Source organism: Rhodococcus sp. MPR-R1B, assembly GCF_058793255.1.
Map to the genome: position 1 here is coordinate 454,318 of NZ_JBXAFO010000001.1, position 25,669 is coordinate 479,986.

General features: G+C 61.9%; 30 protein-coding genes. 15 read left to right on the forward strand and 15 right to left on the reverse strand.

The genetic code is table 11. The features are described from left to right. Positions 1 to 12: 12 nt before the first annotated feature. The 5 genes from AC1Q61_RS02245 to AC1Q61_RS02265 are packed head-to-tail and all read right to left on the reverse strand — an operon-like array spanning position 13 to position 6,355. Complete coding sequence (locus tag AC1Q61_RS02245; protein ID WP_256520012.1) at positions 13 to 1,746, reverse strand: ABC transporter ATP-binding protein; 1,734 nt, start codon at positions 1,744 to 1,746, stop codon at positions 13 to 15. Beyond that, positions 1,743 to 3,557 carry an ABC transporter ATP-binding protein gene (locus AC1Q61_RS02250; RefSeq protein WP_257216741.1) on the reverse strand — a complete coding sequence of 605 codons (1,815 nt, stop codon included), beginning with the start codon at positions 3,555 to 3,557 and terminating at the stop codon, positions 1,743 to 1,745. The genes AC1Q61_RS02245 and AC1Q61_RS02250 overlap by 4 nt, the downstream gene beginning before the upstream one ends. Continuing rightward, positions 3,554 to 3,901, reverse strand: coding sequence for a cupredoxin domain-containing protein (locus AC1Q61_RS02255; protein WP_116057799.1), 348 nt, complete (start codon positions 3,899 to 3,901; stop codon positions 3,554 to 3,556). Before AC1Q61_RS02255 ends, AC1Q61_RS02250 begins: the two co-directional genes overlap by 4 nt. Positions 3,902 to 3,911: 10 nt before the next feature. Continuing rightward, positions 3,912 to 5,474 carry a multicopper oxidase family protein gene (locus AC1Q61_RS02260; protein WP_050656041.1) on the reverse strand — a complete coding sequence of 521 codons (1,563 nt, stop codon included), beginning with the start codon at positions 5,472 to 5,474 and terminating at the stop codon, positions 3,912 to 3,914. After that, a complete protein-coding gene (locus AC1Q61_RS02265) occupies positions 5,471 to 6,355 on the reverse strand; it encodes an ABC transporter substrate-binding protein (RefSeq protein ID WP_230793261.1) in 885 nt (294 codons plus the stop codon). Before AC1Q61_RS02265 ends, AC1Q61_RS02260 begins: the two co-directional genes overlap by 4 nt. A gap of 284 nt (positions 6,356 to 6,639) precedes the next feature. Here AC1Q61_RS02265 and AC1Q61_RS02270 point away from each other — a divergent pair, with 284 nt between their 5' ends. Then, positions 6,640 to 7,371: a TetR/AcrR family transcriptional regulator gene (locus AC1Q61_RS02270; protein WP_030536498.1), complete on the forward strand. Its 732-nt coding sequence runs from the start codon at positions 6,640 to 6,642 to the stop codon at positions 7,369 to 7,371. A 62-nt stretch (positions 7,372 to 7,433) separates the two neighbouring features. Here the strand turns inward: AC1Q61_RS02270 and AC1Q61_RS02275 are convergent, their stop codons facing one another. Beyond that, positions 7,434 to 8,597, reverse strand: a complete 1,164-nt coding sequence (locus AC1Q61_RS02275; protein ID WP_007729711.1) for an alpha/beta hydrolase family protein — start codon at positions 8,595 to 8,597, stop codon at positions 7,434 to 7,436. Between the two features lie 174 nt (positions 8,598 to 8,771). Between AC1Q61_RS02275 and AC1Q61_RS02280 the strand changes: the two genes are divergently transcribed. Further along, entirely contained in the window at positions 8,772 to 9,212 is a 441-nt protein-coding gene (locus AC1Q61_RS02280) for a VOC family protein (RefSeq protein WP_007729713.1), read from the forward strand. Between the two features lie 21 nt (positions 9,213 to 9,233). Here the strand turns inward: AC1Q61_RS02280 and AC1Q61_RS02285 are convergent, their stop codons facing one another. Together AC1Q61_RS02285 and AC1Q61_RS02290 are read right to left on the reverse strand one after the other, a co-directional pair. Beyond that, positions 9,234 to 9,833 (reverse strand): TetR/AcrR family transcriptional regulator, encoded by a 600-nt coding sequence (locus AC1Q61_RS02285; RefSeq protein WP_030536496.1) that lies wholly within the window; start codon positions 9,831 to 9,833, stop codon positions 9,234 to 9,236. Positions 9,834 to 9,908: 75 nt separating this feature from the next. Beyond that, complete coding sequence (locus AC1Q61_RS02290; RefSeq protein WP_037128727.1) at positions 9,909 to 11,342, reverse strand: FUSC family protein; 1,434 nt, start codon at positions 11,340 to 11,342, stop codon at positions 9,909 to 9,911. Positions 11,343 to 11,400: 58 nt separating this feature from the next. Between AC1Q61_RS02290 and AC1Q61_RS02295 the strand changes: the two genes are divergently transcribed. After that, positions 11,401 to 11,916: a MarR family winged helix-turn-helix transcriptional regulator gene (locus tag AC1Q61_RS02295; protein WP_003940222.1), complete on the forward strand. Its 516-nt coding sequence runs from the start codon at positions 11,401 to 11,403 to the stop codon at positions 11,914 to 11,916. Position 11,917: 1 nt separating this feature from the next. Here AC1Q61_RS02295 and AC1Q61_RS02300 read toward each other — a convergent pair whose 3' ends face one another. Continuing rightward, a complete protein-coding gene (locus tag AC1Q61_RS02300; RefSeq protein WP_003940256.1) occupies positions 11,918 to 12,322 on the reverse strand; it encodes a PaaI family thioesterase in 405 nt (134 codons plus the stop codon). 117 nt (positions 12,323 to 12,439) lie between these two features. Between AC1Q61_RS02300 and AC1Q61_RS02305 the strand changes: the two genes are divergently transcribed. Beyond that, positions 12,440 to 12,883, forward strand: coding sequence for a winged helix-turn-helix transcriptional regulator (locus AC1Q61_RS02305; RefSeq protein ID WP_064687803.1), 444 nt, complete (start codon positions 12,440 to 12,442; stop codon positions 12,881 to 12,883). A gap of 2 nt (positions 12,884 to 12,885) precedes the next feature. On the opposite strand, the gene AC1Q61_RS02310 is transcribed toward AC1Q61_RS02305, so the two are convergent. The 4 genes from AC1Q61_RS02310 to AC1Q61_RS02325 form a co-directional block, all read right to left on the reverse strand. After that, positions 12,886 to 13,341 (reverse strand): PPOX class F420-dependent oxidoreductase, encoded by a 456-nt coding sequence (locus tag AC1Q61_RS02310; protein WP_492650773.1) that lies wholly within the window; start codon positions 13,339 to 13,341, stop codon positions 12,886 to 12,888. A 33-nt stretch (positions 13,342 to 13,374) separates the two neighbouring features. Then, positions 13,375 to 13,884: a hypothetical protein gene (locus AC1Q61_RS02315; RefSeq protein ID WP_003940463.1), complete on the reverse strand. Its 510-nt coding sequence runs from the start codon at positions 13,882 to 13,884 to the stop codon at positions 13,375 to 13,377. A gap of 70 nt (positions 13,885 to 13,954) precedes the next feature. Then, positions 13,955 to 14,770 carry a DUF72 domain-containing protein gene (locus tag AC1Q61_RS02320; RefSeq protein WP_030536491.1) on the reverse strand — a complete coding sequence of 272 codons (816 nt, stop codon included), beginning with the start codon at positions 14,768 to 14,770 and terminating at the stop codon, positions 13,955 to 13,957. 44 nt (positions 14,771 to 14,814) lie between these two features. Next, on the reverse strand, positions 14,815 to 14,997 hold the full coding sequence (locus tag AC1Q61_RS02325; RefSeq protein WP_003940600.1) for a hypothetical protein: 183 nt from the start codon (positions 14,995 to 14,997) through the stop codon (positions 14,815 to 14,817). Between the two features lie 81 nt (positions 14,998 to 15,078). On the opposite strand from AC1Q61_RS02325, the gene AC1Q61_RS02330 reads away from it, so the two are divergent. The 5 genes from AC1Q61_RS02330 to AC1Q61_RS02350 all read left to right on the forward strand — a co-directional run bounded on the left by AC1Q61_RS02330 (position 15,079) and on the right by AC1Q61_RS02350 (position 18,904). Next, the gene (locus AC1Q61_RS02330) at positions 15,079 to 15,399 is read left to right on the forward strand and encodes a GYD domain-containing protein (RefSeq protein ID WP_007729728.1); all 321 of its coding nucleotides are present in this window, start codon (positions 15,079 to 15,081) and stop codon (positions 15,397 to 15,399) included. A 44-nt stretch (positions 15,400 to 15,443) separates the two neighbouring features. Next, entirely contained in the window at positions 15,444 to 16,292 is an 849-nt protein-coding gene (locus AC1Q61_RS02335; RefSeq protein WP_030536489.1) for an LLM class F420-dependent oxidoreductase, read from the forward strand. Positions 16,293 to 16,366: 74 nt separating this feature from the next. Beyond that, positions 16,367 to 17,116: an SDR family oxidoreductase gene (locus AC1Q61_RS02340; protein WP_042925949.1), complete on the forward strand. Its 750-nt coding sequence runs from the start codon at positions 16,367 to 16,369 to the stop codon at positions 17,114 to 17,116. Positions 17,117 to 17,178: 62 nt separating this feature from the next. Continuing rightward, complete coding sequence (locus tag AC1Q61_RS02345; RefSeq protein WP_039973110.1) at positions 17,179 to 17,643, forward strand: RrF2 family transcriptional regulator; 465 nt, start codon at positions 17,179 to 17,181, stop codon at positions 17,641 to 17,643. A 118-nt stretch (positions 17,644 to 17,761) separates the two neighbouring features. Beyond that, a complete protein-coding gene (locus AC1Q61_RS02350) occupies positions 17,762 to 18,904 on the forward strand; it encodes a GGDEF domain-containing protein (RefSeq protein WP_007729732.1) in 1,143 nt (380 codons plus the stop codon). 27 nt (positions 18,905 to 18,931) lie between these two features. Here the strand turns inward: AC1Q61_RS02350 and AC1Q61_RS02355 are convergent, their stop codons facing one another. Continuing rightward, positions 18,932 to 19,816, reverse strand: coding sequence for a helix-turn-helix transcriptional regulator (locus AC1Q61_RS02355; protein WP_007729733.1), 885 nt, complete (start codon positions 19,814 to 19,816; stop codon positions 18,932 to 18,934). A gap of 167 nt (positions 19,817 to 19,983) precedes the next feature. On the opposite strand from AC1Q61_RS02355, the gene AC1Q61_RS02360 reads away from it, so the two are divergent. Genes AC1Q61_RS02360 through AC1Q61_RS02375 form a run of 4 tightly spaced genes read left to right on the forward strand, consistent with a single transcriptional unit; the run spans position 19,984 to position 23,340 of the window. Beyond that, positions 19,984 to 21,021: a zinc-dependent alcohol dehydrogenase family protein gene (locus tag AC1Q61_RS02360; RefSeq protein WP_492650774.1), complete on the forward strand. Its 1,038-nt coding sequence runs from the start codon at positions 19,984 to 19,986 to the stop codon at positions 21,019 to 21,021. Positions 21,022 to 21,057: 36 nt separating this feature from the next. Then, the gene (locus AC1Q61_RS02365; protein WP_241199053.1) at positions 21,058 to 22,536 is read left to right on the forward strand and encodes an MFS transporter; all 1,479 of its coding nucleotides are present in this window, start codon (positions 21,058 to 21,060) and stop codon (positions 22,534 to 22,536) included. Further along, positions 22,511 to 22,897 carry a DUF2255 family protein gene (locus AC1Q61_RS02370; protein ID WP_054825998.1) on the forward strand — a complete coding sequence of 129 codons (387 nt, stop codon included), beginning with the start codon at positions 22,511 to 22,513 and terminating at the stop codon, positions 22,895 to 22,897. Before AC1Q61_RS02365 ends, AC1Q61_RS02370 begins: the two co-directional genes overlap by 26 nt. Before the next feature lie 29 nt (positions 22,898 to 22,926). Continuing rightward, positions 22,927 to 23,340, forward strand: a complete 414-nt coding sequence (locus tag AC1Q61_RS02375) for a (R)-mandelonitrile lyase (protein ID WP_007729736.1) — start codon at positions 22,927 to 22,929, stop codon at positions 23,338 to 23,340. 13 nt (positions 23,341 to 23,353) lie between these two features. Here the strand turns inward: AC1Q61_RS02375 and lexA are convergent, their stop codons facing one another. Further along, complete coding sequence (gene lexA / locus AC1Q61_RS02380; protein WP_198531590.1) at positions 23,354 to 24,043, reverse strand: transcriptional repressor LexA; 690 nt, start codon at positions 24,041 to 24,043, stop codon at positions 23,354 to 23,356. A gap of 77 nt (positions 24,044 to 24,120) precedes the next feature. On the opposite strand from lexA, the gene AC1Q61_RS02385 reads away from it, so the two are divergent. Together AC1Q61_RS02385 and AC1Q61_RS02390 are read left to right on the forward strand one after the other, a co-directional pair. After that, complete coding sequence (locus AC1Q61_RS02385; RefSeq protein WP_042925136.1) at positions 24,121 to 24,579, forward strand: hypothetical protein; 459 nt, start codon at positions 24,121 to 24,123, stop codon at positions 24,577 to 24,579. Between the two features lie 184 nt (positions 24,580 to 24,763). Next, a complete protein-coding gene (locus tag AC1Q61_RS02390) occupies positions 24,764 to 25,633 on the forward strand; it encodes an aldo/keto reductase (protein ID WP_197487714.1) in 870 nt (289 codons plus the stop codon). Positions 25,634 to 25,669: the final 36 nt, after the last annotated feature.

A 25,669-nucleotide genomic window follows, 5' to 3' on the forward strand; every position in this document is an offset into this window, starting at 1 on the left:
CACACGGTTTGCTCATGGCTCGAGCGCTCGGTCGATCCTCCATCCCTCCGCGCCACTGCGCTCGGCCCACAGATCCGAGTACTTTCCACCTCGCGCGATCAGGTCTTCGTGGGAACCGACCTCCTCCACCCCACCGTCTTCGAGGTAGACGATGCGATCTGCTCCCTCAATAGTCGACAGGCGATGAGCGATGATCACCACCGTTCGACCACGGGCCAATCGGTGAATTGCCTCGGTGATGGCGACTTCGTTCTCTCCGTCGAGGGCTGAAGTCGCTTCATCGAGAAGAACAATCGGAGTGTCCTTGAGGAATGCCCGCGCAATCGAGACCCGCTGACGTTCACCGCCGGACAGCAGTGATCCGCCTTCACCTACCCTGGTCTCCTCACCGCTCGGCAAACGGTCGATCACTTCGCCTAGCCTGGAATCCACCACTGCTTGACGGACCTCCGACTCGGTGGCATCCGGTCTCGCCAACCGAACGTTCTCCAGGATGGTTCCGTCGAACAGGTAAACCTGCTGTGAGACAGTCGATATCCGAGACATCAATGCTCTCGTTCCGATGTCGCGAACATCGGCTCCCCCGATGGATACCGCACCTTCGTCGACGTCCCAGAATCTGGAGATCAGCCGAACCAGAGTTGTCTTTCCGGAACCGGAAGGACCGACCAGAGCAGTGACCGAGCAGTCCGGGAATTCGAGACTCACGTTACGAATCACGCGATCCGGGCCGTAGCCGAAGGAGACCGAATCGAACCGAATATCATACGACGTAGGCTCTTTCGGCACCTCAGGTTCCGCCAGCACCGGTACATCGATCATCTCTCGGACAGATCCGAGCGACACCCGGGCCAGTGAGATACCTTCACCGAATCCTGCGAGCATCTGCATCGGCTCCACGAACCTCACGGCCAACACGAGAACAACGATCACGCTTGCTGTGTCGATGGACCCGGTGGTGACCAGCAGTGCCGCCAGTGCCAGGACGGTGAGAAAGGCAACCTGAACGACGATCATGAAGCGCAGCAGATACTTGTCGACCGATCCGATTTCCTGCAGGTGTGCGTCCCGGTTGGACACAAGAGCTTCGTCCAACCGAGTCCAGCCTTCGCCGCTCTTACCGGCCGAACGTAGAACTTGCTGCGCCTGTGCATATTCGACGACGCGCGATGCCAACTCGGATTCGCTCTTGCCGATCGCCTCGTATTCGGGAACAACCGCCCGCTGCACGTTGCGGTAAGCCCGAATCCCCAGTGGAACGAAGACGACCATCGCGAGAGACAGTCGCCAGTCCACAAACAAGACAGCGATCGCCACTGTCGCTGGAGTCACCGTGACGGTGACGAGTTGCGCGATGATCATTCCCGGGATGCTCATCAAGATTGCCGTGCCCTCGGTGACCAGGCGAGTGAACGCTCCACGATTTGCCTTGCTGAACCACCCGAGCGGAACCTGCACCAAGTGCTCACCGAGGCGATGCATGATTCCACCGGCAAAACCATCGATTCCGATGCGGTACGCCCGATTCTCGGCGATCCACCGTACGGCGGCACAGGCTACCGCCACGAGAGCAGCAGTGACAACCCACGGAACTGAGGCGTCGTAATCGCCGCGAACCACCGCTTTCAGGATCGGAATCATCAGTGCAAAGACGACACCCTCGAGTATCCCGGCGAGCGTGAAACCTGCTATCTGACCTCGCATCCCATTGTCGCGCCCGAGGATTTCGTCCAGGTCTTGAATCATTGCGGCGCCTTTCGCGGAGAGATGTCTTCGACGAGGGGGTTCTGGAGCGCCCACATCCGCGCGTAGGTTCCGCCGAGCGCCGACAACTGTTCGTGCGTACCTTTTTCCACGATCCGTCCGGCGTCGAGAACGAGTATCTGATCTGCGTATCGGACGGTGTGCAGTCGATGAGCGATCACCATCAGGGTGCCGCCGTCTGCACTGATCTCGCCCAGTGCGCGTTGAACGGCCGATTCACTGTGGGGATCGGCCTGCGAAGTCGCCTCGTCCAGGATGACGATCGGCGGGTTCTGAAGGATGGCGCGGGCGATCGTCAGGCGTTGCTTCTCCCCACCCGACAGCTCACCGCCCGAACCACCACCGATCTCGGTGTCATACCCCTCCGGCAGTCGCATGATCACGTCGTGAATCTGCGCCCGCCTCGCCGCTGTCTCCACTTCCAGATCCGTTGCATCCGGTCGACCGAGCCGAATATTCTCGCGCACGCTGTCCCGCAGGAGCACAACATCTTGGAAGACGATGGCCATCGATCTCAAGACTTCGCGACTGGACTGATCTCGTAAATCGCTTCCGCCCAGTCGAATAGACCCGTCCGTGACGTCCCAGAACCGCGGAAGTAGACGCGCCAAAGTGGTCTTTCCGGAGCCGGAGGGGCCAACGATCGCGGTCACGGTGCCCGGTTGCATCTCGAAGGAGATGTTCTCGAGGACGCGCTGCCCAGTGGTGTATTCGAAGCCGACGCTGTCGAATTCGACCAAAGTGCTGCGAGCAGGCACTGCATCCTGAGGTTCGGCCAGCTCTGGTTCGCCGAGGATGCTCTCGACGTGAGTCGCTCCCAGTTGGCCTTCGCGGTAGAGGTTGGCCATCGTTCCCATGTGCAGAACCGACGACGGAACACCGATTCCGACGACCAGAAAGGCAACAAGAGCTACCGGGGTAATCCAACCCCCGGACAACATTGCAGTTCCCGTCGCCGTGATGACCACGATGAGTACCGCCGGTGAGAGGAGGATCGACATCGCGACCACCGGCCTTCCCATCCCCGACATCCATCGCGCGCACACCGCAACCATCGAATCGACAGCGCTCGAGTAGCGCGCGAATGCGCGACTCCCACTCCCGTACGTCTTGACAACCTCGATACCGTCGCCCAGTTCTACTGTCGCAGAAGTCAATGTCGACATTGCAAGATTCCAGGAGTCGACGTTCGTTCGATAGGCTCTGCGCATCGACGGCGCGGCGAGAGCGAGACACACTCCGATGTAGCCGACCAGGACCAGGCTGAACTTCCAGTCCATCGCCACCAGATAGATCAGGGCCACTATCGGCGACAAGATCGCGGGCACCACGTCGGCGGGAAGGTGAGCGACGAGAAGATGCATCCGCTTCACGTCGTCCGTCATCGCCTGCTTCACTTCACCGGTGCCACCATTTGCAAACCACCCCAGAGGAACTCGGGACAGATGCCGAGCGATACGTGAGCGGATCGAGTATTTGAAATGCGCGTCGGCGGTGTGACACACGGTCAGTGCTGCGTTGTAGACGACAAAACCGAGAATTGTGCCCGCTGCACCGATTGCGGCCCACATCCAGACCAGGTTCAACGACGAGCCGGTCAGGAGCACCCGCGCGATCTCGACCACCGCAACGTAGGGCAGGAATCGCAACGGCACCGACAGTGCCGACAGACCCGCCCCTAGGAGGAGTTGATTTCTCACCGGCGCGATCATCCTGCCCAAAGCGTCTCGGTCGACGAGTCCAGGCGAGTCTTCCGGGGCTGCGGATTCGTTCACTTTCATTGCCGCACTCACTCTTCGACGATGATCGTGCCGGTCATGTTCGGATGTGGTGTGCACGTGTAGGTGAACGTTCCGGCTTTGCCGAAGGTCTGACTGTAGGTTCCGCTTCCTTGGAGATCGCTCTTGATCCCCAACTCGGCGAACACGACATCGTGCGGCATTCCCTGGTCCTCGAAAATCCACGTGACGGTCTGTCCTGTGTGCACGGTGACGGAGTTCGGTGTGTACGCAAGGTTTTTCACCGAGATCTCGACCGGCGCTTGCTCGGTAGATCCCGTCGAATCGTTGCCGCACGACGTCAGTGTGAATACCGCTGCAACAGCGATCAATGTGGTCAATCCGGTGCGAAATGACATTCTGCTCTCCTCATCGAACGTAGTGGAGGTCGGCAGTCATCCCGGCCTCGAAGTGGTACGCGTTGTGACAGTGAAACATCCACCGTCCTGGATTGTCGGCGTCGAAGTCGATCGCCATTTGTGTACGCGGAAGTACGATCACGGTGTCTCGGCGAAGCCCGCCGTAGGAGGGAACCGAGAAGGTGTGCCCATGGGTGTGCATCGGGTGCCACATGTCGGTGTCGTTGTTCATGACGATTCGTATTCGCTCGCCCTGCTTCATTCTCAACCGACCTGCATCGGCGCCCGCCATTCCCCAGAGGTATCGATCGCCGGCCTGAATGAGATCCACCGAATACGCACGATCCGGTGCCCTCTGCTCCAGCGCTCCTGACGGGCGAAGCTCCGATTCCAGAACGAGCCGACCGCCGGAACCTGACAGCACTGCAGGCGAAGTCAGGTCGACGACCGCTACCGAATCCGGCGTCCGAAGCAGGCACGCGACGCCACCTGACTTCCCTTCCACCTTCGCGGCGATGGGCCACGAGCCGGACTGCACCGTCACCAATACGTCGTATCGCTGCGCGGGTGCGATCAGAATCTCGTCTCCGGCTGTGTAGGCAACGTCCTGCCCGTCAGCACTGACAACGGTCATCTCGTGCCCGGCGACCGAGAAACGGTACGGAGTCTCCGCCCCGGCATTGATCACCCGCAATCGAAGCCGAGTTCCGGCCGTCGCACTGACGACGAAGGGATCTTCCACAGGCCGTCCGTTGATCAGGTGCAGTGGATACGTGATGTGCGTTGCCATTCCACCGAGCGCCTCGGAATTGCCGTGACCGCTGGCGAGAAGTTCTGCGGCAGAATCAATCTCTGCATCATCGACTTCCGGTGGAGCTCCGCCGTGCCCGTGGTGTCCTCCCTGCACGTCCGGTGACAATGCGCGAAGCACTGCATCCGGGGTTGTTCCCAGCCCGTCGAGCCAGTCGTCGATCACGATGACGACGTCCTCGTCGGCTCCGGTCCGGTCGTTCGGGTCCTCGACCACGAGTGCACCGAATAACCCTCGATCGGCCTGCAATCCTGAATGGGAGTGGTACCAATATGTTCCGTGATCCGGGGCCACGAAGTCGTAGGTGAACTCGGCACCTGGTTGGATTCGTTCCTGGGTGACCGGCGGGACGCCGTCCATGTCGTTGCGGATCGCAATGCCGTGCCAGTGCACCGAGGTCTCCGTCGGAAGGTCGTTCTGCAAAAGAACGTTGAGCCGGTCTCCCTTGGAGATTCGAAGCTCCGGGCCAACTGCTTCCGCACCGTACGACCATGTGTCGACCTCTCTGGCGCCCAGACTCACCCGAGCCGGTGCAGCTGTCAGATTCCGTTCGACTGTGCGCCCGCTATGAAATCTCGCCTGTTCGGCAGCACGAACTTCGTCGTCGAACGGTGAAATCTCAGAACTGGATTCGTTCGCCGAGCCACGGCTGCACGCACTCAATGCCACAGAACCCAAAGCCGCAGAACCCACAGCCGCAGAGCCGAGCGTCACCGCTCCCCATCGCAGAGCCAGGCGCCGACTCAACGCACTCGAACTCATGCCGTCAGCGCCGTGAATTCCTGATAGCGCGTCGCGGCAACAGCTTCGGTTCCGGTGCCGGTCAGATTGCCGGCAGCCATGGCATCCATGTCCTCGATCATCCAGAAAGTGGCGAAGGGATGAGTGGCGAGCCACATGTCTCCGTTGACCTTGGCCACTCGGTTCTCCTGCACCGCTGAAAGACTCGAGAACCCGGGAACACCGGCAACCTTGCCGAACTCGTACACGCCCTCGTCGAACACGGCCACGATCCGAGCATCCTGCGCCGGGATCGCCTCGTCGGACAGGGGCGCATACGGCAGTCCTCCAGCGGCATTCGATCGCTGGGATTCCGGACGCCCGAAGCCGCTCTCCGCCAACAACAAGGACGGCGGCGCCTGCTCGGTGGTGGTGGCAAGGATTCCAGAACTGCTCATCAGCACCGACACGGTGTTCGCTTCACCACCGGACCGAGCAGAGACGTCAGCGATCTTGCCCTCCAAGGCGACAGTCAGCTTGTCGGCAACCGACTGACGATCAAAAGCGCGTCCGAAGAAGGCAAGATTCTCACGCCACGGAGTGGTGACGGCCGGGACCGGCACTGTGGGGACGGTCGATGCGAGGGAGTCGTAGTAGCTCCGATCGCCCATCGACGTGAAGATGACCAGTCCGGGATCCTGGGCGAGGACCTGCTCGATCGGGGGTGCACCGAGCGGCGGCACCGTGACCACCTCGGTACCAGCTGACGCCAAGATGTCCTGGCCGATCTCCGATCCCCACGACGTGAAGACCACATCAGGGGTGATGCCGACGGCAAGGAGACCGAGTGCGGCGTATTCGTCGAGGGAAACAACTCGCCCGAGGTCGCCCGGAACCGACGTCTCACCGAATTCGTGGGACACAACACGCGTTCCCTCGGCAGGTTCCGTCGTCGGTCCCGCCTCACTCGAGCTACAGGCGGCCGCAGTCAGGGCAACGACACTGACCAGCAGCGAAGCTCCCAGCCTCGATAGGTAACCGGGTCGCGTTTTCAACTTCATAATGTCCTTCAGCTTCGAAAAATCGGGGGATCGATACAAATCGGAGCACTGCTCGGATTTAGCAAGTAAACCTCACCTAAGTTCATCCGTCAATCGGTTGCGTCGACTACGCGACGCGATCCGACGCCACTAAGCTCGGTCGGACCATGACTGCGCCATCACCTGACAAGAAGTCCGCCGCGAAATCACAGCGCCGCCGGAGTTACAACACCGGGATCACTGCGGACGCGGTACTGACCGTGGCGTTCGGGCTCAGTCGCGAGCACGGAGTCGAGGGCTGGTCGCTGCGGCAGCTGCTCGGCGAACTCGATACGTCGTTCTCCGTCGTCTATCGACTCGTCGGAGATCGGGACGCACTCTCGGCTGCGGTGGTCGACAGTGCGGTGTCGGCCGTGAACGTGCCATCCGCACAGGAAGATTGGCGTCAATGGCTGACGCATCTGCTCTTGCAGATGCGAGAGGCCTTGATCGAGTGTCCAGGCGCGGCACAGTGGCTGCTGATGAACGGAGTTGCCACCCAGCGCAGCCGGGAACTCATGGAGGCCGGATTGGCATCGCTGATCGACGCCGGGTTCGGGGAAGAAGCCGCTCAGGCTTACACCGTCGCCTTCACCTCGACAATCACACTGATCGCCATGAACGACGCCAGGCGCATTCCCAGCGGACAGCCTTCACCCGATCACAGCGCGATGCTGGAACGACTGAGTAACGACGGACCCTCAGATCCTCGTTCATCGATGGAGACACTGATCGGGAAGTTCGCCGGTCCACCGGATGCTGCGGAAGCAACACGGGCAGAACACTATCGCTACACACTCGACCGTGTCCTCGACGGCCTCGAGGCGCGGCTGAACGCAATCAAGGAGTCACAGAAATGACCGAGGGTCGCTGTCGCAGTTGTGCGACAGCGCCCCTCGGATGAGTTGGATTCTCGATATGTCTAACGGAACAGGTTCGCGACGAACGGAATCGTGTCAGCCTGTGATTCGACCAAAGCGCCGCTGTGGTCGGTGTTGTATGTCTTGAACGTGACCGGTTCACCGTTGGCCACCAACGCTGCAACCAGCGAAAGCGCAGACGGTGCAGGGACATCCACGTCGAGCAAGCCCTGGCCGATGAAGATGGGGCGATCGTATCCACTGGTCGGTACACCCATGTAATCGTTCAGCAGACCCTGGAAGTTCGGGATCTGACTGAGCGGGCGGGAGAAGATGTCACCGAGGACCAGATCCTTGGATGCCTCGTCCAGGTCTGCGGCGCAGAGCTTTTCGGCCGAGTCGACCTTTTCCCTTCCCAAGTCGTTCAGGTAGGAATTCAAGTCGATCTCGGGGTGCGCTTCCCGCAAGCCCGCGAGGATGTAGAGCGCGTACGACGTCAACCCGCCGCCGAGGGCGATGGGAGGGAAGCCCGGACCGGCAGGCAGGAGGGTCAACTCGATGTTGGCCGGCACTCCGGTACCCACGCCACCGCGGTAGTCGAGCGAATCCCCTCCATACTCGGTTGCGTAGCGGGCCGTCGTGATGGCCGCACCGCCGCCCTGCGACTGCCCGACCACTGCCCAACGATTCGAGATCGAGGAGTCGATGACCCGTGCCGCCTTGACCGAGTCGACTACGCTGTGCGCCTCCACCTTTCCGTCGAGGTACGGCATCAGCCCTGGTGTACCCAGACCGACGTAGTCGGTGGCGACGACGGCGTAGCCCTCGGAGAGCCAACGCCCCAGGTAGGGGTAGTCACGCTCGGGCAGGCCAGGACCGACCAGCGAAGGGGCACAGGAATCGTCGAGTCCCGTGGTGCCGTGCGCCCAGGCGATGACGGGCCACCCGCCTTCCGGTGCCGGACCGGCCGGGACGTAGTACGCGCCACTGCTCAGCGCAGGCCCGCCGTTGGAACCGATGGTCCAGTACGTGAATCGCTTGGCGTCGGCGGTACCCGGAATCCACAGATCTTTCGGTAGCGGCTCACTCGACACCACAGTGCCGGTGGCTTGCGACGCGCTCGGTGCCTGTGCGGACGCGATGGGCGCAGCAACGGCGGAGCCGATCGTTGCAGCACAGAGGGCTGCGATGGATATGCGGGCAAACGACTTCGACTGGAATTTCACGTCTGACGACTCCGGTTCGTGCGGTGGGCGACCTCGTTGGACGTTATCGTAGATTTTGTTTAACCGATCGGTCAAGCAAAATCTTGCAGCTTCGTGAAACGTATATGTCGAGATTCCGGCCCCAACTCCGACCTAGCATCGAACCGCACGAAAAAACAGTAGGAGGATGTGTCCATGGCACACGTACAGCGTTTCGACCACATCGGCATCACCGTCGCGGACCTCGAATCAGCGACGGCATTCTTCGTCGGTCTGGGTCTCGAGGTGGAGGGCACCGGATCCGTGGAGGGTGAGTTCGTGGAAACCGTCTGCGGTATCCCTGGAGCCAAGTGCGAAATCGCCATGCTGCGCCCGCCGGGCGAAGGATCACGGCTCGAGCTCTCGTCCTTCGTCACGCCCGAGCACGTACCCGGATCGCCCGCTCCGATGGCCAACGAGATCGGGATACGCAACGTGTCTTTCGAGGTGGGCGATCTCCAGGTTGCGGTCGACGCGGTGGCTGCGGACGGTTACGGACTCATCGGCGGGATCGGCGAGTACGAGAACAGCGTGCGCATGGCCTACGTCCGGGGGCCTGAAGGGATCATCGTGTCCCTGTTCGAGCAGATCGCCTGAAGCGTCACGGCATTCGGAGCGTCAGATCGCCTTCCAGGAGCTGGCCAGAGCGCCCATCGCAGCCGCGAATTCGGCGAACGCCGCGTCGATTCTGACGCGGTCACCGGTGGTCACCAGATCGAGCGTCAACCCGCGAATCTGCGCCAACACGATCGTCGCGTAGCGATCAGCGCGATCGGGTGGACATCCGTGCGCGAGCGCAGCTTCCGCCAAACCACCCAACCAGTCCCCCACCACATGGTCGAGAAACTCGCGATACCGCTCCGGATGCAACAACGCCTGTCCGTAGATCTCGAACATCAAGCGAAAGTTCGGCAACGATTCCGCTGATGTGCGCCCATTCCAGTAACTCGTCAACATCTCGACGATGTCGGTCCCGGAAGAGATGTCGAGAGAAGAACTGTCTCGCAGGGTGGCAACTACTTCAGTGAGCAGTTGTTCCTTCGAACCGAAATGATGGATGAGTGTCGCATGACTGATCCCCAGATCCTTGGCCAATGGCCGCATGGACAGTTCACCGACGCCGTTCGCCGTGACGTACGCGGTTACCTGCTCGAGCAATTCGGCACGGCGATGCTGGTAACGCAGTTTCCGGCCGTCGACCGGCGTGCTGTCCTCCACCTGCAGGAGCCTACGCAGTACCGGAAACACAGCAGTACCGGAAACACGGCAGAACCGGAAACACGGCAGAACCGGTTACACGGTGACGTGGTGGCGATCCGATCGACTGATCGTCACAGCGGCGACGACAACTCCGATCACCACGCCGATGAGAGTGTCCGCGACGCGAGCCACTGCCGCTTCGGTCCCGATCGGAGCACTGAAACCGATGAGGAGCAGTGCCATCGGGGTGACGGCCAGTGATGTCAGTGCATAGTTCTTGATCACGAGCAGCTCAGCAGCAGTCTGCAGAATCACGACCACGGCAACCGCTTGCCAGTAGCCGAGCGTCAATGCGATGAGAGCAGCAGCGACGACGGCGCCACCGACATTTCCCACCAACCGCTGAATCCCACGCTGGACGGTCTGCTTGTAGTTCAGCCCCTGCATCGCGGCGATGGCACCCATCGACGCCCAGAGCGGATGCTCCAACCCGGCTCCCGCCGCGAGCCAACCGGCCAGAGCCGACGCTGCCACGATGCGGAGAGCATTCATCCGCACCGGGCGCGAATACAGCCGATTCAATCCTTCGAGAAAATAGCCTTCGGGCGCGGCCAGGTTCTTTGCCGGTGCGAGATCGTGTTCGATCATGCTGGAACGCTTGAGCTTCCGAAGCTCCTTCTCGTGCCGAGCAATGCTGCGAATCAGGGTGGCGTCGCCGTGCAACTGCCACTCCTGAACTGCCGCTTCTGCTTCGTCGAGCACCGCCACCAGTTCGCGTCCGTGATCGACGGTCGACTTGATCCGGCCACTCGACGCAATAACCAAGCGGGCGTTGGCAATCGATCCGAGCGCCGGTTCCACTCCGCCTGCGCCGGACTGTTCGAGACGCCCTACCGCAGAAACTGCACGGGCAACTGCCAGGCGGGCAGGTCCCATCGGCAGTACGAGCGCTGGGAGCATCGCGGCCGCCCAACCGACCAGAACTCCGAGCGCACCGGCAATGACCAACCGCGCCAAATCATCAACGCTGGAGGCATATCCGGCTGCACCGGTCGCCGCGAAGACGAGGATGACGGGCCCTGGTCCGGTGATCCGGAAGCCCGACATGAAGCAGTACGACGCACCCGCAAGCAAAGAGAGGATGCCGATCTGCAACCACATCGGAACGCCCGCGACACCCATGGCGCCGCCGAAGGCAATCGAAACCACCAGTGCAGCACCCACCATTGCCAGCTTGCCGGCCAACCGTGGGTACGGCTCGTACCTGCCGAACGCGGCACACAGCGCACCCAAGGCCGCGAAGCCGGCCAATTCCCGCTGCCCGAGCAGTCCGCCGACCACGAGGACTACGGCGGTGGCGAGTCCGACTCTGATCGCCGGGGCGATGGTCGCGTCCGCGGATCCGATACGAAAAGCCGCTCGCCACGTCGCCCCGGAGACGGTATGTGCAATGGCCTCACTCGAATGAGTGAGACGGCTGGGCGTCCTGGCTGCGGTTTCGGTTCGGGTCACCCACCCAGCATACATTTATTTCACTAGTAAATTACTTGTGAAGTAATGTGAAATCTGTCGCTAAGATGGGGCCATGGGCGCGGCGAACAGATCCGAAGACGACTTCATCGACAAAGTCCGTCGCGAATGGAAGCGCGCCTACCCGGAGTTCGACACCGCCCCCGTCGAAGTGATGGGCCGGATCGCCCGCATCAACGCGCAGTCTCTTCACCAGCTCGACCGCGCACTGGCGTCCAGCGGGGTCTCTCGCGCCGAATTCGACGTGATGAGTGCACTCGCTCGCAGTGACCGTCCCCTGCGGGCGAGCGAAGTCACCGCCGTCACGATGGTCAGCGGCGCCGCCACCACAAAACACGCAGACCGCCTGGCCAAGCTGGGCTTTGTCGAGCGTCAGCGCTTCGAACACGACGGACGAGTGGTTCTGCTTCAACTCACCGATGCCGGTCGCGCATTGGTCGAGGCAGAGTTTCCCCGACGCGTCGAGCGAGACCGTCAAGTACTCACCGGACTCGACGAGGACGAACGTGCCCAACTGACGGCACTGCTCAAACGCATCTCACTCAACATCGACTCGGGGATCTGGGACTGACCTACTTCGGCAGCGGTACGTTCTGCAAACGCACCTGACCGCGCGCCACCTCCTTGCCCGATTCCGGATCGGTGATGACCACCGACCACAACTGCTGAACCCGGCCCTGCTGTATCGGCACAGCCACGACGTCCACGCGCCCACCCGTACGCGCCCGCAGGAAATCCGTTCCGTTGTGCACTCCGACGGCAAATTCGCCACGGTCCGCCACTGCAGTACTGGCCCCGATGCTCGCGGCGGACTCGACGGCGGTCGTGTAGACACCGCCGTGGACTACGCCCCACGGCGTGTGATGCTCCTCGGACAGATCGATGTGCCCGACAACCTTCGTGCCGGACACCTCGTCCAGTTGCAATCCGGCAGCGCTGACAAATCCGCTTGCTGCCTCGAGATTCAATTCCGTCATGACGACCCCTCATCTGCTCCGTTGGATTTCTCGACCTACCTTCCGCCCTCGAATACATGCCGTCAAGTGCTAAGTTGGAATTCCCAACTAACATTTCCAACTAACAGGGGCCCAGAGATGACGGCGACAAAAGGACGCAACTGCTCCATCGCCAACGCCTTGGAGGTCGTCGGCGAGAAGTGGTCACTGTTGGTGCTCCGAGAAATCGTCCTCGGGCAACGACGGTTCGACGAGATCGCCGCGGGCACGGGTGCGAGCCGCGACATCCTCGCCGCGCGTCTACGCACCCTTGTCGACGCCGACGTCCTCACGAAGCGACGCTACGAAGACCATCCACCGCGCTACGAATACGTCGCCACCGAATCAGGGAAGGCGCTCTATCCCATTCTGATGGCGCTCATGGAATGGGGGGACGCCTTTGCGACGACGGGTCCACCGCCAACCGTCGTCGAACACCGTTGCGGTGAGATCCTGCACGCCCAAGTTGTGTGCGCGCACTGCAAAGAGCCGCTGGCCGCCAAAGACGCGCATGTAGTCGAACTCTCGCCGCCTGCTCGATAACGTCAGCGTCCGGGCGGAAACCCGCCTGTTGCGATCGGACCCCAGGAGTCGACGGTGACGCGGATCAGGCTCTTACCCTGCTTGCGCATGGCTTCGCGGTACTCGTCCCAGTCGGGATGATCACCGGCGATGGATCGGTAGTAGTCGACCAACGGTTCCACCGAGTCCGGGAGGTCGATCAACTCCGCGGTTCCGTTCACCTGGACGTACGGGCCATTCCACTCGTCGGAGTGGATACACAGAGACACCGCCGGGGTGCGGCGGACATTCGCGGCCTTGGCCCGTTCCGGGTACGTGGAGATGACGATCCGACCCTCGTCGTCGACCCCGCACGTCACCGGAGAGATCTGCAGCTCGCCGGATTTCTTCACCGTGACGAACGTGGCCCGATGGCGCGGCCTGATGAACTCGAGGAGTTCGGCAAACGACACACGATCTGCGCCGGCGATTTTGGACATGACCTCAGCCTAATTCGATTTACGAACTGACGCTCAGGGCATCTCGATGGTCTGTGCACGTGCGATTTCGTCGATTGCACGAATAATGTACGCGCTCTGAGCTTTCTTCACTCCGGTCGACAAACTCCCGATGACCAGAACCGCCGAACGCAGGTACGCGCCGTGCCCGATGCGGAATGAATCGTCTTCCAGATCCGAAATCCCGAGCGCCCCGGTGTAGACCGCAGCGAGCGCCTGCACGTCCAGATCCGGCAGCCACACGATCGTGGACTTGGCGCAGGCGGTGAGCGCATCCTGCACGTCCTCGCTGGACAAGCCGTCCGGATGCGTGTCCTCGAGCAATTCGCGCACGATCGCCGCGTGAACCGAGCTGACCTGCTCGAACGAGAGCCCGCGCAGTTCCTCGACAGCCACGAGTAGTCCGTCACGATTTGCCGCCCGCACCGCGGCGAGTGCGTCGGCCGTGGCATCGGCGATGTCACGGGCGACCTTCGGCCAATGCGTCGGCCAGCTCTGTTCTGGCGTCCGCTGTTCTGGCGTCATCGTGGTATCTCCTCGGTCCTCGTGTTCATGCGGAAGCCTTCCACATCCCACCGACATGAGAGGCGATCCGTCAGCGCAGTCGCTCCAACAAGGACATTGCGTTGTGCGGCGCAAAGCCTTTCATGTCGTTGTCGAAGTAGACGTACACGTCGAGGCCCTCGTCCATCCAATCCCGAAAGCGCTTGGACCACTTGTCCAGAGCTTCGTCGGTGTACCCACTCGCATACAGTTCCTTGTCCCCGTGCATCCGCACATAGACAAAATCGGCAGTAGGAGTGGTGATGCGGGGATACCTGCCGGCTGTGTCTGCGACGACAAAACCGATGGAGTGCTCGCGCATCAGGTCCACGGCTTCGTCGGTCTCGAAGCTGGCGTGCCGCGCTTCCACCGCGTAACGAATCGGCACGTCCCTCTCGGTCTGGGCGAACACTCGGTCTTCGGTGAGTTTGTCGTCGTGCTGTGCTGCCAGATCGGCTGCAGCCTGAGTGGTACGGGGAAGACCGTCGAAGAAGTCGGCCAATCGCTGCGATTCGAACTGCAGCGTCGGAGGTAGTTGCCACAGAATCGGCCCGAGCTTGGGGCCGAGGGCGAGTGTTCCGGCGGCAAAGAAGTTGGCGAGTCCGTCACGGGCGTCGAGCAGCCGTTTCATGTGTGTGATGTACCGGCCGCCCTTGATCGCGAACACAAAATCTTCGGGAGTTTCGCTGCGCCATTTGGTGTAGCTTTCCGGCTTCTGCAGCGCGTAGAACGAGCCGTTGATCTCGATCGACGTCAATCTCTCTGCGGCATAAGACAATTCTTTGCGGTGAGCAAGACCTTTCGGATAGAAATCTCCGCGCCACGCGGGATACGTCCACCCGGAGATACCTACCCGAATATCTGCCATCGATTCAGACTAAGCGGCACTCGAGCGTTTTGGCACTCCGTGTTTCAAACTCCGGCGCTGAGCGCGACGGATACCGGTACGACGGTCAGGCACACCACCGCACCGATGAACAACGCGATCACGAGGCGACGGTCCCACTTTCCGCGTGCACCACTGGCAGCGAGCATGAAGATCACAAAACCTACACACACGGACACGATAGTCACGATCACCGGAGTTCCAACCATGCCGTGATTGTCCCCTACCCATTGCCACCGAGCGCCCTACGGGTACACGATCGAAGTACCCATCCCGAGCTAGGAGTGGAAATGCCGAAATACCTCTGGCAAGTGACGTACTCACCCTCCGGCGCCGCCGGTCTACAGCAGGAGGGAGGCACTGCGCGGCGCGACGCGATAACGCGAATGGTCGAAAGCATCGGTGGCACTGTCGAATCCTGCCACTTCGCACTGGGCGGTCACGACATGTTCGTGATCGGCAACCTGCCGGACGACGTCGCGGCAGCCGCATTGAGCATTCGCACGGCTGCGGCAGGTGCAGCACGCTCGGAGTCGATCACACTGCTCACGCCGGAGCAGATCGACGAGGCAGTCAAGCGACCGACTGACTACCGCGCGCCGGGCAAATGACGACGGAAGGAATAGATCCCGGCAGCAGCCGAGTTGCACCCGCTGTGACGGAGACTACGAAAACACCTGACCTGGGCACCTACGGAATCTGGCGAGGAGCGGCTGGTTTGCCGCCCGAGCTGGGAACTGCGATCGAGAAACTCGGTTTCGGCACCATCTGGATCGGCGGCTCCCCACGCGCCGATCTACGGATCGCCGAGAAACTTCTCGACGCGACCGAGCACATCACCGTGGCAACCGGAATCGTCAACATCTGGTCCTCACCTGCGGCTGAGGTGGCGGAGTCCTATCACCGACTCGAAGCGGCGCACCCGGGGCGATTCCTGCTCGGCGTAGGCGTCGGACATCCGGAGGCGACCGGCGACTACACCAAGCCGTACGCCTCACTCGTGTCGTACCTCGACGAACTCGACGCGGCCCAGGTCCCGGAATCGCGGCGCGTCCTCGCCGCACTGGGGCCGAAGGTGTTGAAACTGTCCGCCGCTCGCGCCGCCGGCGCGCATCCGTACCTGACCACCCCCGAACACACGGCCGAAGCTCGCGAAATCCTCGGCCCTTCGAAGATCCTGGCCCCCGAGCACAAGGTTGTCCTGGAAACCGATCCGGAGAAGGCCAGAGCAATCGGTCGCCCCGCCGTCGCCAACCCGTATCTGTATCTGCGCAACTACACGAGCAATCTCGAGCGCCTCGGTTTTGCGCCCGAAGAGTTGGCCAACGAGGGGAACGATCGCGTCATCGACGCCCTGGTTGCGCGGGGTACCGCGAAGTCCATCGCGGATCGACTTCGGGAGCATGTCGCGGCGGGTGCCGATCACGTTGCGATCCAAGCACTTCCCGCCGAAGGTGATCCGATCGCGACCTACGAAGCACTGGCCGCCGAACTCTTCGACTGACCGGACAACCCTTGACTTGGATAAGTAGCGTCCGAGTATACTTGGACACTACTTATCCAAGTAAAGGAGAAAACATGAAGATCGTCATTTTCGGAAGCGGACTCATCGGAAGCCAGGTCGCCGCCAAGCTCGCTGACGCCGGGCACGACGTGAAGGCGCTCGGTCGCGGCGACGGGATCGACATCACCACCGGCGCAGGTATCGCCGAGGCAGTCGAGGGTGCCGACGTCGTCGTGGATCTGACCAATTCCCCGTCGTGGTCTGACGACGACGTCTTGGCCTTCTTCCGCGACGGAACCGGCCACATCCTCGCCGCGGAAGAGAAGGCAGGCGTCGGGCACCACGTCATCCTGTCCATCGTGGGTGCCGATCGACTGCCCGATTCCGGGTACATGCGAGCCAAGGTCGCCCAGGAAGACCTGGTCAAAGCGGGCCCGACCCCCTACACGATCGTCCGATCGACCCAATTCTTCGAGTTCGTCGCCGGAATCGCCGACGCGGGAACCACCGACGGCGCCGTCCACGCAACGCCGGGACATCTGCAACCCATCGCGTCTCGAGACGTCGTGTCCCACGTCGCCGAGGTAGTGACCGCCGCGCCGCGAAACGGCACGGTCGAGATTACCGGACCCGAACCGCTGGGCATCGACGAACTGGTCCGGCGCTTGTTCCTCGTCACCGGCGACAAGCGTTCGGTGATCTCCGATCCCGAAGCCGGCTACTTCGGCGCGAAACTCGACAACTCGGCACTGACCCCGACACCCGGTGCAGATGCATGGATCGCGCCGACAACATACGACGCGTGGCTTGCCGAGAAGGCCTGACGTCGACAACTCGAGCGACGTCCGGCCCTCACCGATTTCCGCGGCGTCGATAGAGTCCAATCATGAAGCTTTCCGGAGGCGTGGAGTGGTCACTCCACTGCTGCGTGGTTCTGAGCCAGTCCGAGGGGCCGGTACCCACAGCCAGACTCGCCGAACTTCACGGGGTGTCGAAGACATACCTGGCGAAGCATCTGCGAGCGCTCGCGCACGCCGGTCTGGTCAATCCGACCGAGGGCCGAGACGGCGGGTACGTTCTCACCCGGGCTCCCGAGAAGATCACCGTTCTCGACGTCGTACAGGCCGTTGACGGCACCGAACCTGCGTTCCGGTGCACGGAGATTCGACAGCAAGGAATCCTCGCCGCCCCACCGGAACAGTGCCGTTCCGCCTGCGGAATCGCCAAGGTCATGGCCGACGCCGAAAAAGCCTGGCGCGCATCACTGTCGGGGGTCACTATTGCAGATCTTGCTGCAACCCTGGACCTTCCGGCACTCAGAAAGATCCTGACCACACCGATCACACCCTAGAGCAGCCCACACCCCACGAGACGGCAATCCATCGTTCAACTATCGGGTACCTTGTTCGGGGATCAAATCTTGACGAAGAATCTTCCGGGAATTTTCGCAAGATCTCGGAGGGGGTTTCATGGGAGTCAGTGGCGCTGCGGGGTTGGGGCAGAACATTCGTCAAACAACTGGACTGTTGAGTCGCTGGTGGTCTCTTGCATACGACGGCGAATGGTTCCCGAGGTTCCTGGCTGCTCGATCGATGTTGGGGACAGCCAGGGTGGTCGTCACCTTTTGGTGCGCTGTGTTCGTGGCACTCGCCGTACTGGCTCAATTCGTGAAGGGTGGCGCAACCGAGCTCCCTGAACGGCTCGCGGCGGGCGCAGCATGCATGATCGCGCTCTACTGCATGATTCGCTGGTCACTCGGACGGTCTTGGCCGAGTCACCATCAATCCGTTCGTTTCGTTTCGCTCACCAATATCTGCTTGTCCTTGATACTTCTCGCCGGAATCCATTCGAGCTTCCTGGCATTGACCGGCACCGTTCTGTTCGTGGTCGTCGCGAACTATTCGTCGGTATTCCACAGCCCTCGAATAGTCACAGCACAGATCACCGGCGCGCTGTTCGTCGTTGCGCTACTGACAATTCGAGCTGTAACCGATCCGGATACCGACTCTTCGCTGTCGGTGTCCACTGGATTCGTCATCGGGTGTGTTATCGCTTCAGCTTCGATGACCGTGCATTTCCTCGTCCTGTATTTGACCGACGACGCACGACACTCTTGGCGCGATCCACTCACCGCTGCCCTGAATCGACGTGGGCTGCACAATGTCTGGCAACAGTTGTTCGGTGTCGGCGAACTCCAAGGACACGTAGTCCTTGCGGTGGTGATCGATGTCGATTCGTTCAAGAGCGTCAACGACAAACTGGGTCACGCGGAAGGCGATCGGATGCTGGTGACAGTCGGCCGGCGCCTGAACTCGGTGGTCGGAGAGGTCGGGCTGGTTGCGCGGACTGGCGGCGACGAGTTCGTGATTCTCATGCCCGTGGAGCCACGTCGCATCGAACAAACCGTGGTGGACATTCACAATTCGATATCGCGGCCCGCCGGCCGGCAGTCGATTTCCGTGAGCGTCGGAGCCAGCGTGTGGCTGTCCTCGACAATCCCGGACGCTTCGGGAACCATCGATCGGATTCTTGCCGACGCCGACAACGCGATGTATCGGGCGAAACGACGAGGTGGAGACCAGGTAGCTTGGGCAGTAACGCATCTGAGCTGAATCGGCACGATTACCTGCCGATCGAATTCAGAGCGCCGCTTCGCTGTCGTTCGCCGGATCCAGCTGATCCTGGGTTGCCGCCCAACTCGCCAAGAGTTTGAGTGCGTCAGCCGTGGGCGTCCCAGGCGCCGCGGTGTAGACCAGCAGTGTCAGCCCGGGATTGGACGGCAGTTCCATCGCCTCGAAGTTCAGCTCCAGGTCTCCGACGACGGGGTGACGAACCTTCTTGAATCCCGTCCGATGAAAGCGCACATTGTGTTTCGCCCATCGGGTGCGGAATACCTCACTGCGAGTGGCAAGTTCGCCGATAAGCTCGGTCAACGCCTTGTCATGAGGATTGCGCCCCGCTTCCGAGCGGAGCATCGCAGCGATGTCGTCTGCCGCGCGCTCCCAATCCACGAAGAAGTCCTGCGATGCCGGGTCCAGGTACACGAACCGGGCGTTGTTCGCCGGCCTACGTGGATCGGCCAACACCGGCGAATACAACGCGCGCGCCATACGATTGGCCGCCAGCATGTCGTGCCTGGCATTACGTACCCACGCCGGCGCGTCGGTGATGGCGTCGAGTATCTGCTGAATCGCCGGGCTCACGCCCTTGGGGGCGGGCCGCTTTCTACTCGGTGCGCCTGCACTGGCGGCCTTCGCGAGGTCGTACAAATGGGCAGTTTCGGCTTCGTCGAGTTGCAGTGCTCGGGAAAGGCTTTCGAGCACCGAGTCCGACGCTCCCGCCAGATTTCCGCGTTCCATGCGCACGTAGTAGTCGATGCTCACACCGGCGAGCAGAGCGACTTCCTCACGGCGCAACCCCTTGACGCGACGGTTTCCGCCGTAGGCCGGCAGCCCTGCCTGCTCGGGTGTGATGCGAGCACGACGGGAGCTGAGGAATTCGCGGATCTCGGCTCGGTTGTCCATGCAGTTCACGTTACTCGAGCGGAGAAGACCGAGGGAGGTACTGCCGTTACCTGGAACAACAGACACTCCCGCGCCCGCGAGGCGCGGCGTTGACTGATTGCAGTCGACCGGTCCACGCCGAAACGTCGACTTCGAAGCACGCGACACCAGAAGCAAGAGGGGACACCATGCGAGCAACCATCATGTACGGCGCCGGAGACGTTCGAGTCGAGACCGTGCCCGATCCGGCACTGCAGCAGCCGACGGACGCGATCGTGCGGGTCGTCAGGGCGTGCGTTTGCGGCTCTGACCTGCACCCGTACCACAACATGCCGGCCACGCCCGGTGGTTCCCCGATGGGCCACGAATTTGTCGGAGTGGTGGAAGAGACCGGTCGCGAGGTGTCCACGTTGAAGAAGGGCGACTTCGTCATCGCCCCCTTCGCCTGGTCCGACGGGACGTGCGACTTCTGCCGCGAAGGCTTGCAGACGTCTTGCCGACACGGTGGATTCTGGGCCGGAAACGGGATCGGAGGCGGTCAGGCAGAGGCCATCCGAGTGCCGTTGGCAGACGGCACCCTGGTCAAGGCGCCGGTCGGTGAGGATTCCGAACTCCTACCGTCACTGCTCACACTCTCCGACGTCTTCGGCACCGGCTATCACGCGGCGGTCAAGGGTTGCGTCAACCAACGCACGACGGTCACGGTCATCGGCGATGGAGCCGTGGGGCTGATGGCAGTGCTCTCCGCCAAACGCCTCGGCGCCGAGCGCATCATCCTCATGGGGCGCCACAAGACCCGCACGGATCTCGGTCTCGAGTTCGGAGCCACCGACTTGGTTGCCGAACGTGGAGACGAGGGCATCGAGAAAGTCCGCGAACTGACCGGAGGCGACGGCACTCATGTCGTCCTCGAAGCGGTAGGTCACATGCCTGCCTACGAGCAGTCGCTCGGAGTTGTCCGACCGGGCGGCATCATCAGCCGAGTCGGAGTACCCCAATACGAAGAAGCTCCAATCGGATTCGGGACACTCTTCGGACCCAACATCACACTCACCGGTGGACCGGCCCCGGTGCGCGCGTACATCGAAGAGCTGATGCCGGATGTGCTCGATGGAAAGATCGAGCCGGGCAAGGTCTTCGACCACACCGTCGGACTCGACGACGTAGCGGAAGGCTACCGAGCCATGGACTCCCGTGAATCGTTGAAGGTCCTCGTCCGCCCGTAGTCCACCACTTGCGAAAGTCCACCACTTGCGAAGAAGATGCGCGTGACCCACATTGCCACCCGTCCTGTTGCCGGTCGCATCAATCCCACCGCGATCCTGGCGATCATTCTGATCAGCTATTTCATGATCCTGCTCGACAATTCGATCATCTTCACCGGGCTACCCAGCATCCAAAGCAGCATGGGTTACTCGGCAACCGGGCTGTCCTGGGTCCAGGACGCCTACACCCTGGTGTTCGGCGGGCTTCTCCTGCTGGGTGCTCGTCTCGGGGACATCTTCGGCCGTCGTCGCGTATTCGTGGCCGGTCTCGCGATCTTCGCGATTGCGTCGTTTCTCGTCGGGGTCGCGCCGAACGGTTGGTGGCTCATCGCAGCGCGCGCTCTCCAAGGCGTCGGAGCCGCAGTGGTGGCCCCGGCGTCGCTGTCACTGCTGACCGCCAGCTTCCCGCCCGGCCCGGAGCGAACGCGCGCTGTTGCCTGGTACGGCGCTGCTGCGGGAATAGGCGCCAGCCTCGGACTCGTGATCGGCGGCGCCCTTGCCGACTGGGTGTCTTGGCGCGCAGGCTTTTTCATCAACGTTCCGATCGGTATCGCGATGATCGCTCTCGCTCCCCGGTTCATTCCGGAAACCGAGCCCAACTCCGGACGTTTCGATGTGGCCGGCGCTGTTCTCGCCACACTCGGGATGACCGCGCTCGTCTTCGGCACCGTCAACTCGGCCGAAGTGGGGTGGACCTCACCGATCACCGTTGCGACACTGGCGGCCGGGGCGATACTACTGACCTTGCTCTTCCTCAACGAAGCGAGAGCGGAGCAGCCGATCATGCCACTGAGGTTGTTCCGTAGCCGGGAGCGATCCGGGGCGTACGCCGCCCGAATGCTCTATCTGGGTGCCATGATCGGATTCTTCTACTTCACGACTCAGCTACTCCAAGGCGTCATGGGCTTCAGCGCGTTCCAAGCAGGCATCGCCTTCTTCCCGATGACGATCGTCAATTTTGCTGTGGCGATGCTTATTCCGCGACTGACACCGCGATTCGGAAATTCCGCAATTCTGTCGGTTGGCATTGCCGTCACCCTGGCCGGGATGGCGTGGCTCAGTCTGGTCCATCCCGGCAGCACGTACCTCACTGCGATAGCACTTCCGATGATCTTGATCGGCGCCGGACAGGGGTTGGCTTTCGCCCCTCTGACTTCTGCCGGCATCTCCGGGGTACAGGCCGAGGATGCCGGTGCCGCATCAGGATTGGTCAACACTGCACACCAACTGGGCAGTGCTCTCGGACTCGGCATCCTCGTCGCAGTTTCCGCGGGCGCCGGAGCCTCTGCCGACGACGCTACAACGGCACTCACCGATCACGTATCAACGGCTCTCACCGCAGGCACCGCCCTGCTGGCCGCTTGTCTCGTCATCGTCCTCGCACTGATCGTCCCGGCTACGAGAACGCGAAGTACCAAAAAGCAATTCGAACAGGAGAAAGGAAGCCGAGATGTCGCACTCGTGGACCGAGGCTGAACTGACCAAGATCGGCGACGCCGAGGAGTTGCAGATCTCCTCGTACCGCCGAGACGGAACCGCAAGGCCGTACGTCACGATTTGGGTTGTCCGTACCGACAACCAACTGTACGTTCGCTCGGCCTACGGAACCGACAACCCGTGGTTCGTCCGAGCAACGGCAAGTGGAACGGGCCGAATCCGAGCAGGAGGAATCGAGCGGGACGTGGCGTTCGAGTCCGCCGCACCCGATGCCCACTCGTCGATCGACTCCGCCTATCACACCAAGTACGACCGCTACGGCCCGCAGATCGTCGGCTCCGTCACCGGCCGCGCCGCCGCACCCAACACCATTCGACTTGTTCCGCTGACGCAGAACTGAACCGCCCCTTTCGATTCCGAGGAGACCTCATGGAAATCTTGAAGCCCCAGCCCACCAGCAAAGCACCCAGCGACTGGTTCACCGGCGACGTCTGGTGGGACGTCATCTACGCCGGACAGGAGCCGTCGAGGATGCGCGCCAACATGGTTCGCTTTGCACCGTGCGCGCGAACCGACTGGCACTCCCATGCAGTCGGACAGACCCTCCACATCGTCTCCGGTACCGCGCTGGTTCAAGCTCGCGGCGGCGAGATCGTCGAAGTCCACCCGGGTGAGACCGTCTACACCCCAGCGGGAGAGGAACACTGGCACGGCGCGGCACCCGACCGTTTCATGAGCCACCTCGCACTGTGGGAAGGACCCGGCGACGGAGGCACCGAAACTACATGGGGCGACAAAGTCACCGATGAGGAATACGGCGGTCCCCGCGCCAAACGTCGTTGAGACCGGACACCTCTCAGATACGGCGCATCACGGAAACAACTTTGCCCAGGATGACCGCGTGATCGCCGTCGATGACGCTGTACGCGGGATTGCGAGGCTCGAGGTACACGTGACCGTCGCGACGCCGGAGCACCTTCACCGTGGCCTCGCCGTCGATCATCGCGGCGACGATCTCACCGGAATGAGCTTCGTCCTGGCGGCGCACCACGACGACGTCACCGTCACAGATCGCTGCGTCGACCATCGACTCACCACGCACCCGAAGTCCGAACACCGTGCCGGAGCCGACGAGCTCGCGAGGAAGCGCAAGCACCTCGTCGGCGTGCTCCTCCGCGAGGATCGGCGCGCCGGCCGCGATGTCACCGACGACCGGAACCGTCACCGTATTCGACGACGACTGTTCCTTCGCGCTTACGAGGAACGGCCGCACGTCCAGCTGCCGAGCCATGGCCGCTCCCCTACGGAGGAAGCCCTTCTCTTCGAGACTCTTGAGGTGCTTGGACACCGTCGACGTCGAGCGCAGACCAACCGCGTCTCCGATCTGCCGTGTGCTCGGCGTGCACCCGTTGGCAGCCACGAGATCCCGGATGGTCATCAGAATCTGCTGCTGGCGGAGCGGCAGGGAGGAGGCGTCGAGGCCACCGAACATGTCGAGATCGTCGTAATCGGTCACGACGAGAATCGTAGTGAGGGGTCCCGACATCCAGGCCAGGCAGTCGGAGTCCGCCAGAAACGGCACAGGCAGTTTGTTTCCCGAGCGGCGCATGGCACGCTGAGCTGATGGAGCCTCTCGAACCGATGCGCCCGGTCAGTGTTGCAGTCGACACGCGGACCAAGACTCCACTCTGGAAGTTGGTGGTGCTCTATCCGGCAGTGACATCGGTGTTCATGTTTGCCGCACTCACCACCCGAACGGGAATTGGTCTTGTCGTCCTGGGACTGGTCATTTTCGCAGTCGGCGCGAGCACTTACGCGATGTCGGAGCGACGGATGCTTCGAGAGAACTCCGGGGTTCGAGTTCCATACTTCGCCGGACCTCCTGTCGCCCCGCGGCACGTCGATCTACTCGCGGCAGCAGGGATGCCCCTGCTTACGAGTGGAGCTGTGTTGACCGTCCGAGCATCCGAAGCAGCGCGCCCCTGGGTCTTCATATCGGAGTTCGTGATAGCGATGGTCCTGGCAATAACTGTCCCGATGGTTGTGCATAACGCGCGGGTCAAGCGGACAGAATCATCCTGAGCACGTCAGGACACTCGACATTTCGCAGCGTGATATTCAGCTGTGTACGCCCACTTCCAAACAGCGATCGACAGCTGCACCGCGTCAAGCGCTGAACGGGCGATGCAGCGAGATGTCGAAGTCGCCGGAATCGGCCTCTTTGGCGACCTGGTTCTGATCAGCGGCCCCGATAATGTACTCATTCATGACTGTCGCGCCGAAAACATTCGATGACGGGCCCATCCAGGGCCTGGGCCTGATGCGATTGACCGACAGCGGGTGGGGTGATGCTGACCGCGACCCCGCCGCACTGGTTCGCGCCGCGATCGACTCCGGGGTGCCCATGCTCGACACAGCCGAGATGTATGGAAACGAAGAGCTGGTTGGTCGGGCAATTGGCACCAACCGTGAACACATCACGTTGTGCAGTAAATTCGGTGTCTACCGCGGGCCGTCCGGTCGTCCTGATGACTGGAATGTTCGGGCGGACTCTGCAACGGTGCGCGCGGCCATCGACGGCTCACTCAGGCGCCTCGACGTCGATCACCTCGATCTTTACTACCTGCATCACCGCAGCGAGGACACACCAATCGAGGAGACCGTCAACGCTATGGCCGAGCTCCGCCAGGCAGGGAAGATCCGGGCTCTGGGGCTGTCCAATGTCACGCTCGATGACATCCGACGAGCTCATGCCGTACACCCGATCACTGCCGTGCAAGAGCAATGGTCCCTTATACGGCGAGATGTTGAACTGTTCCTCCCAACGCTCGCCGACCTCGGGATCACACTGGTCGCACATTCGCCGATGGGGCACGGCGACCTCAACCATTCCACCGGCAATCTTGTCGCTCGGTCCCTTGCCAGCATCGCTTCTCGTGTCGGAGCGACGGCTGGCCAGGTCGCTCTTGCGTGGGTCCATCAGCGCGGGCGCGGGGTCGCGGCCACCGTCATTCCCCTGCCCGGCACCACGAGCATCGCTCATCTACAAGCCAACATTGCTGCTTCGCGAATTGATCTCAGTGAGACTGACTTGGCGGACCTTGATGATGTCACGCAGCAAACAAGGGAGCAGTAAGGCAGTTTGTTGAGAAAGTTTGAGGTGCGGGAGGTC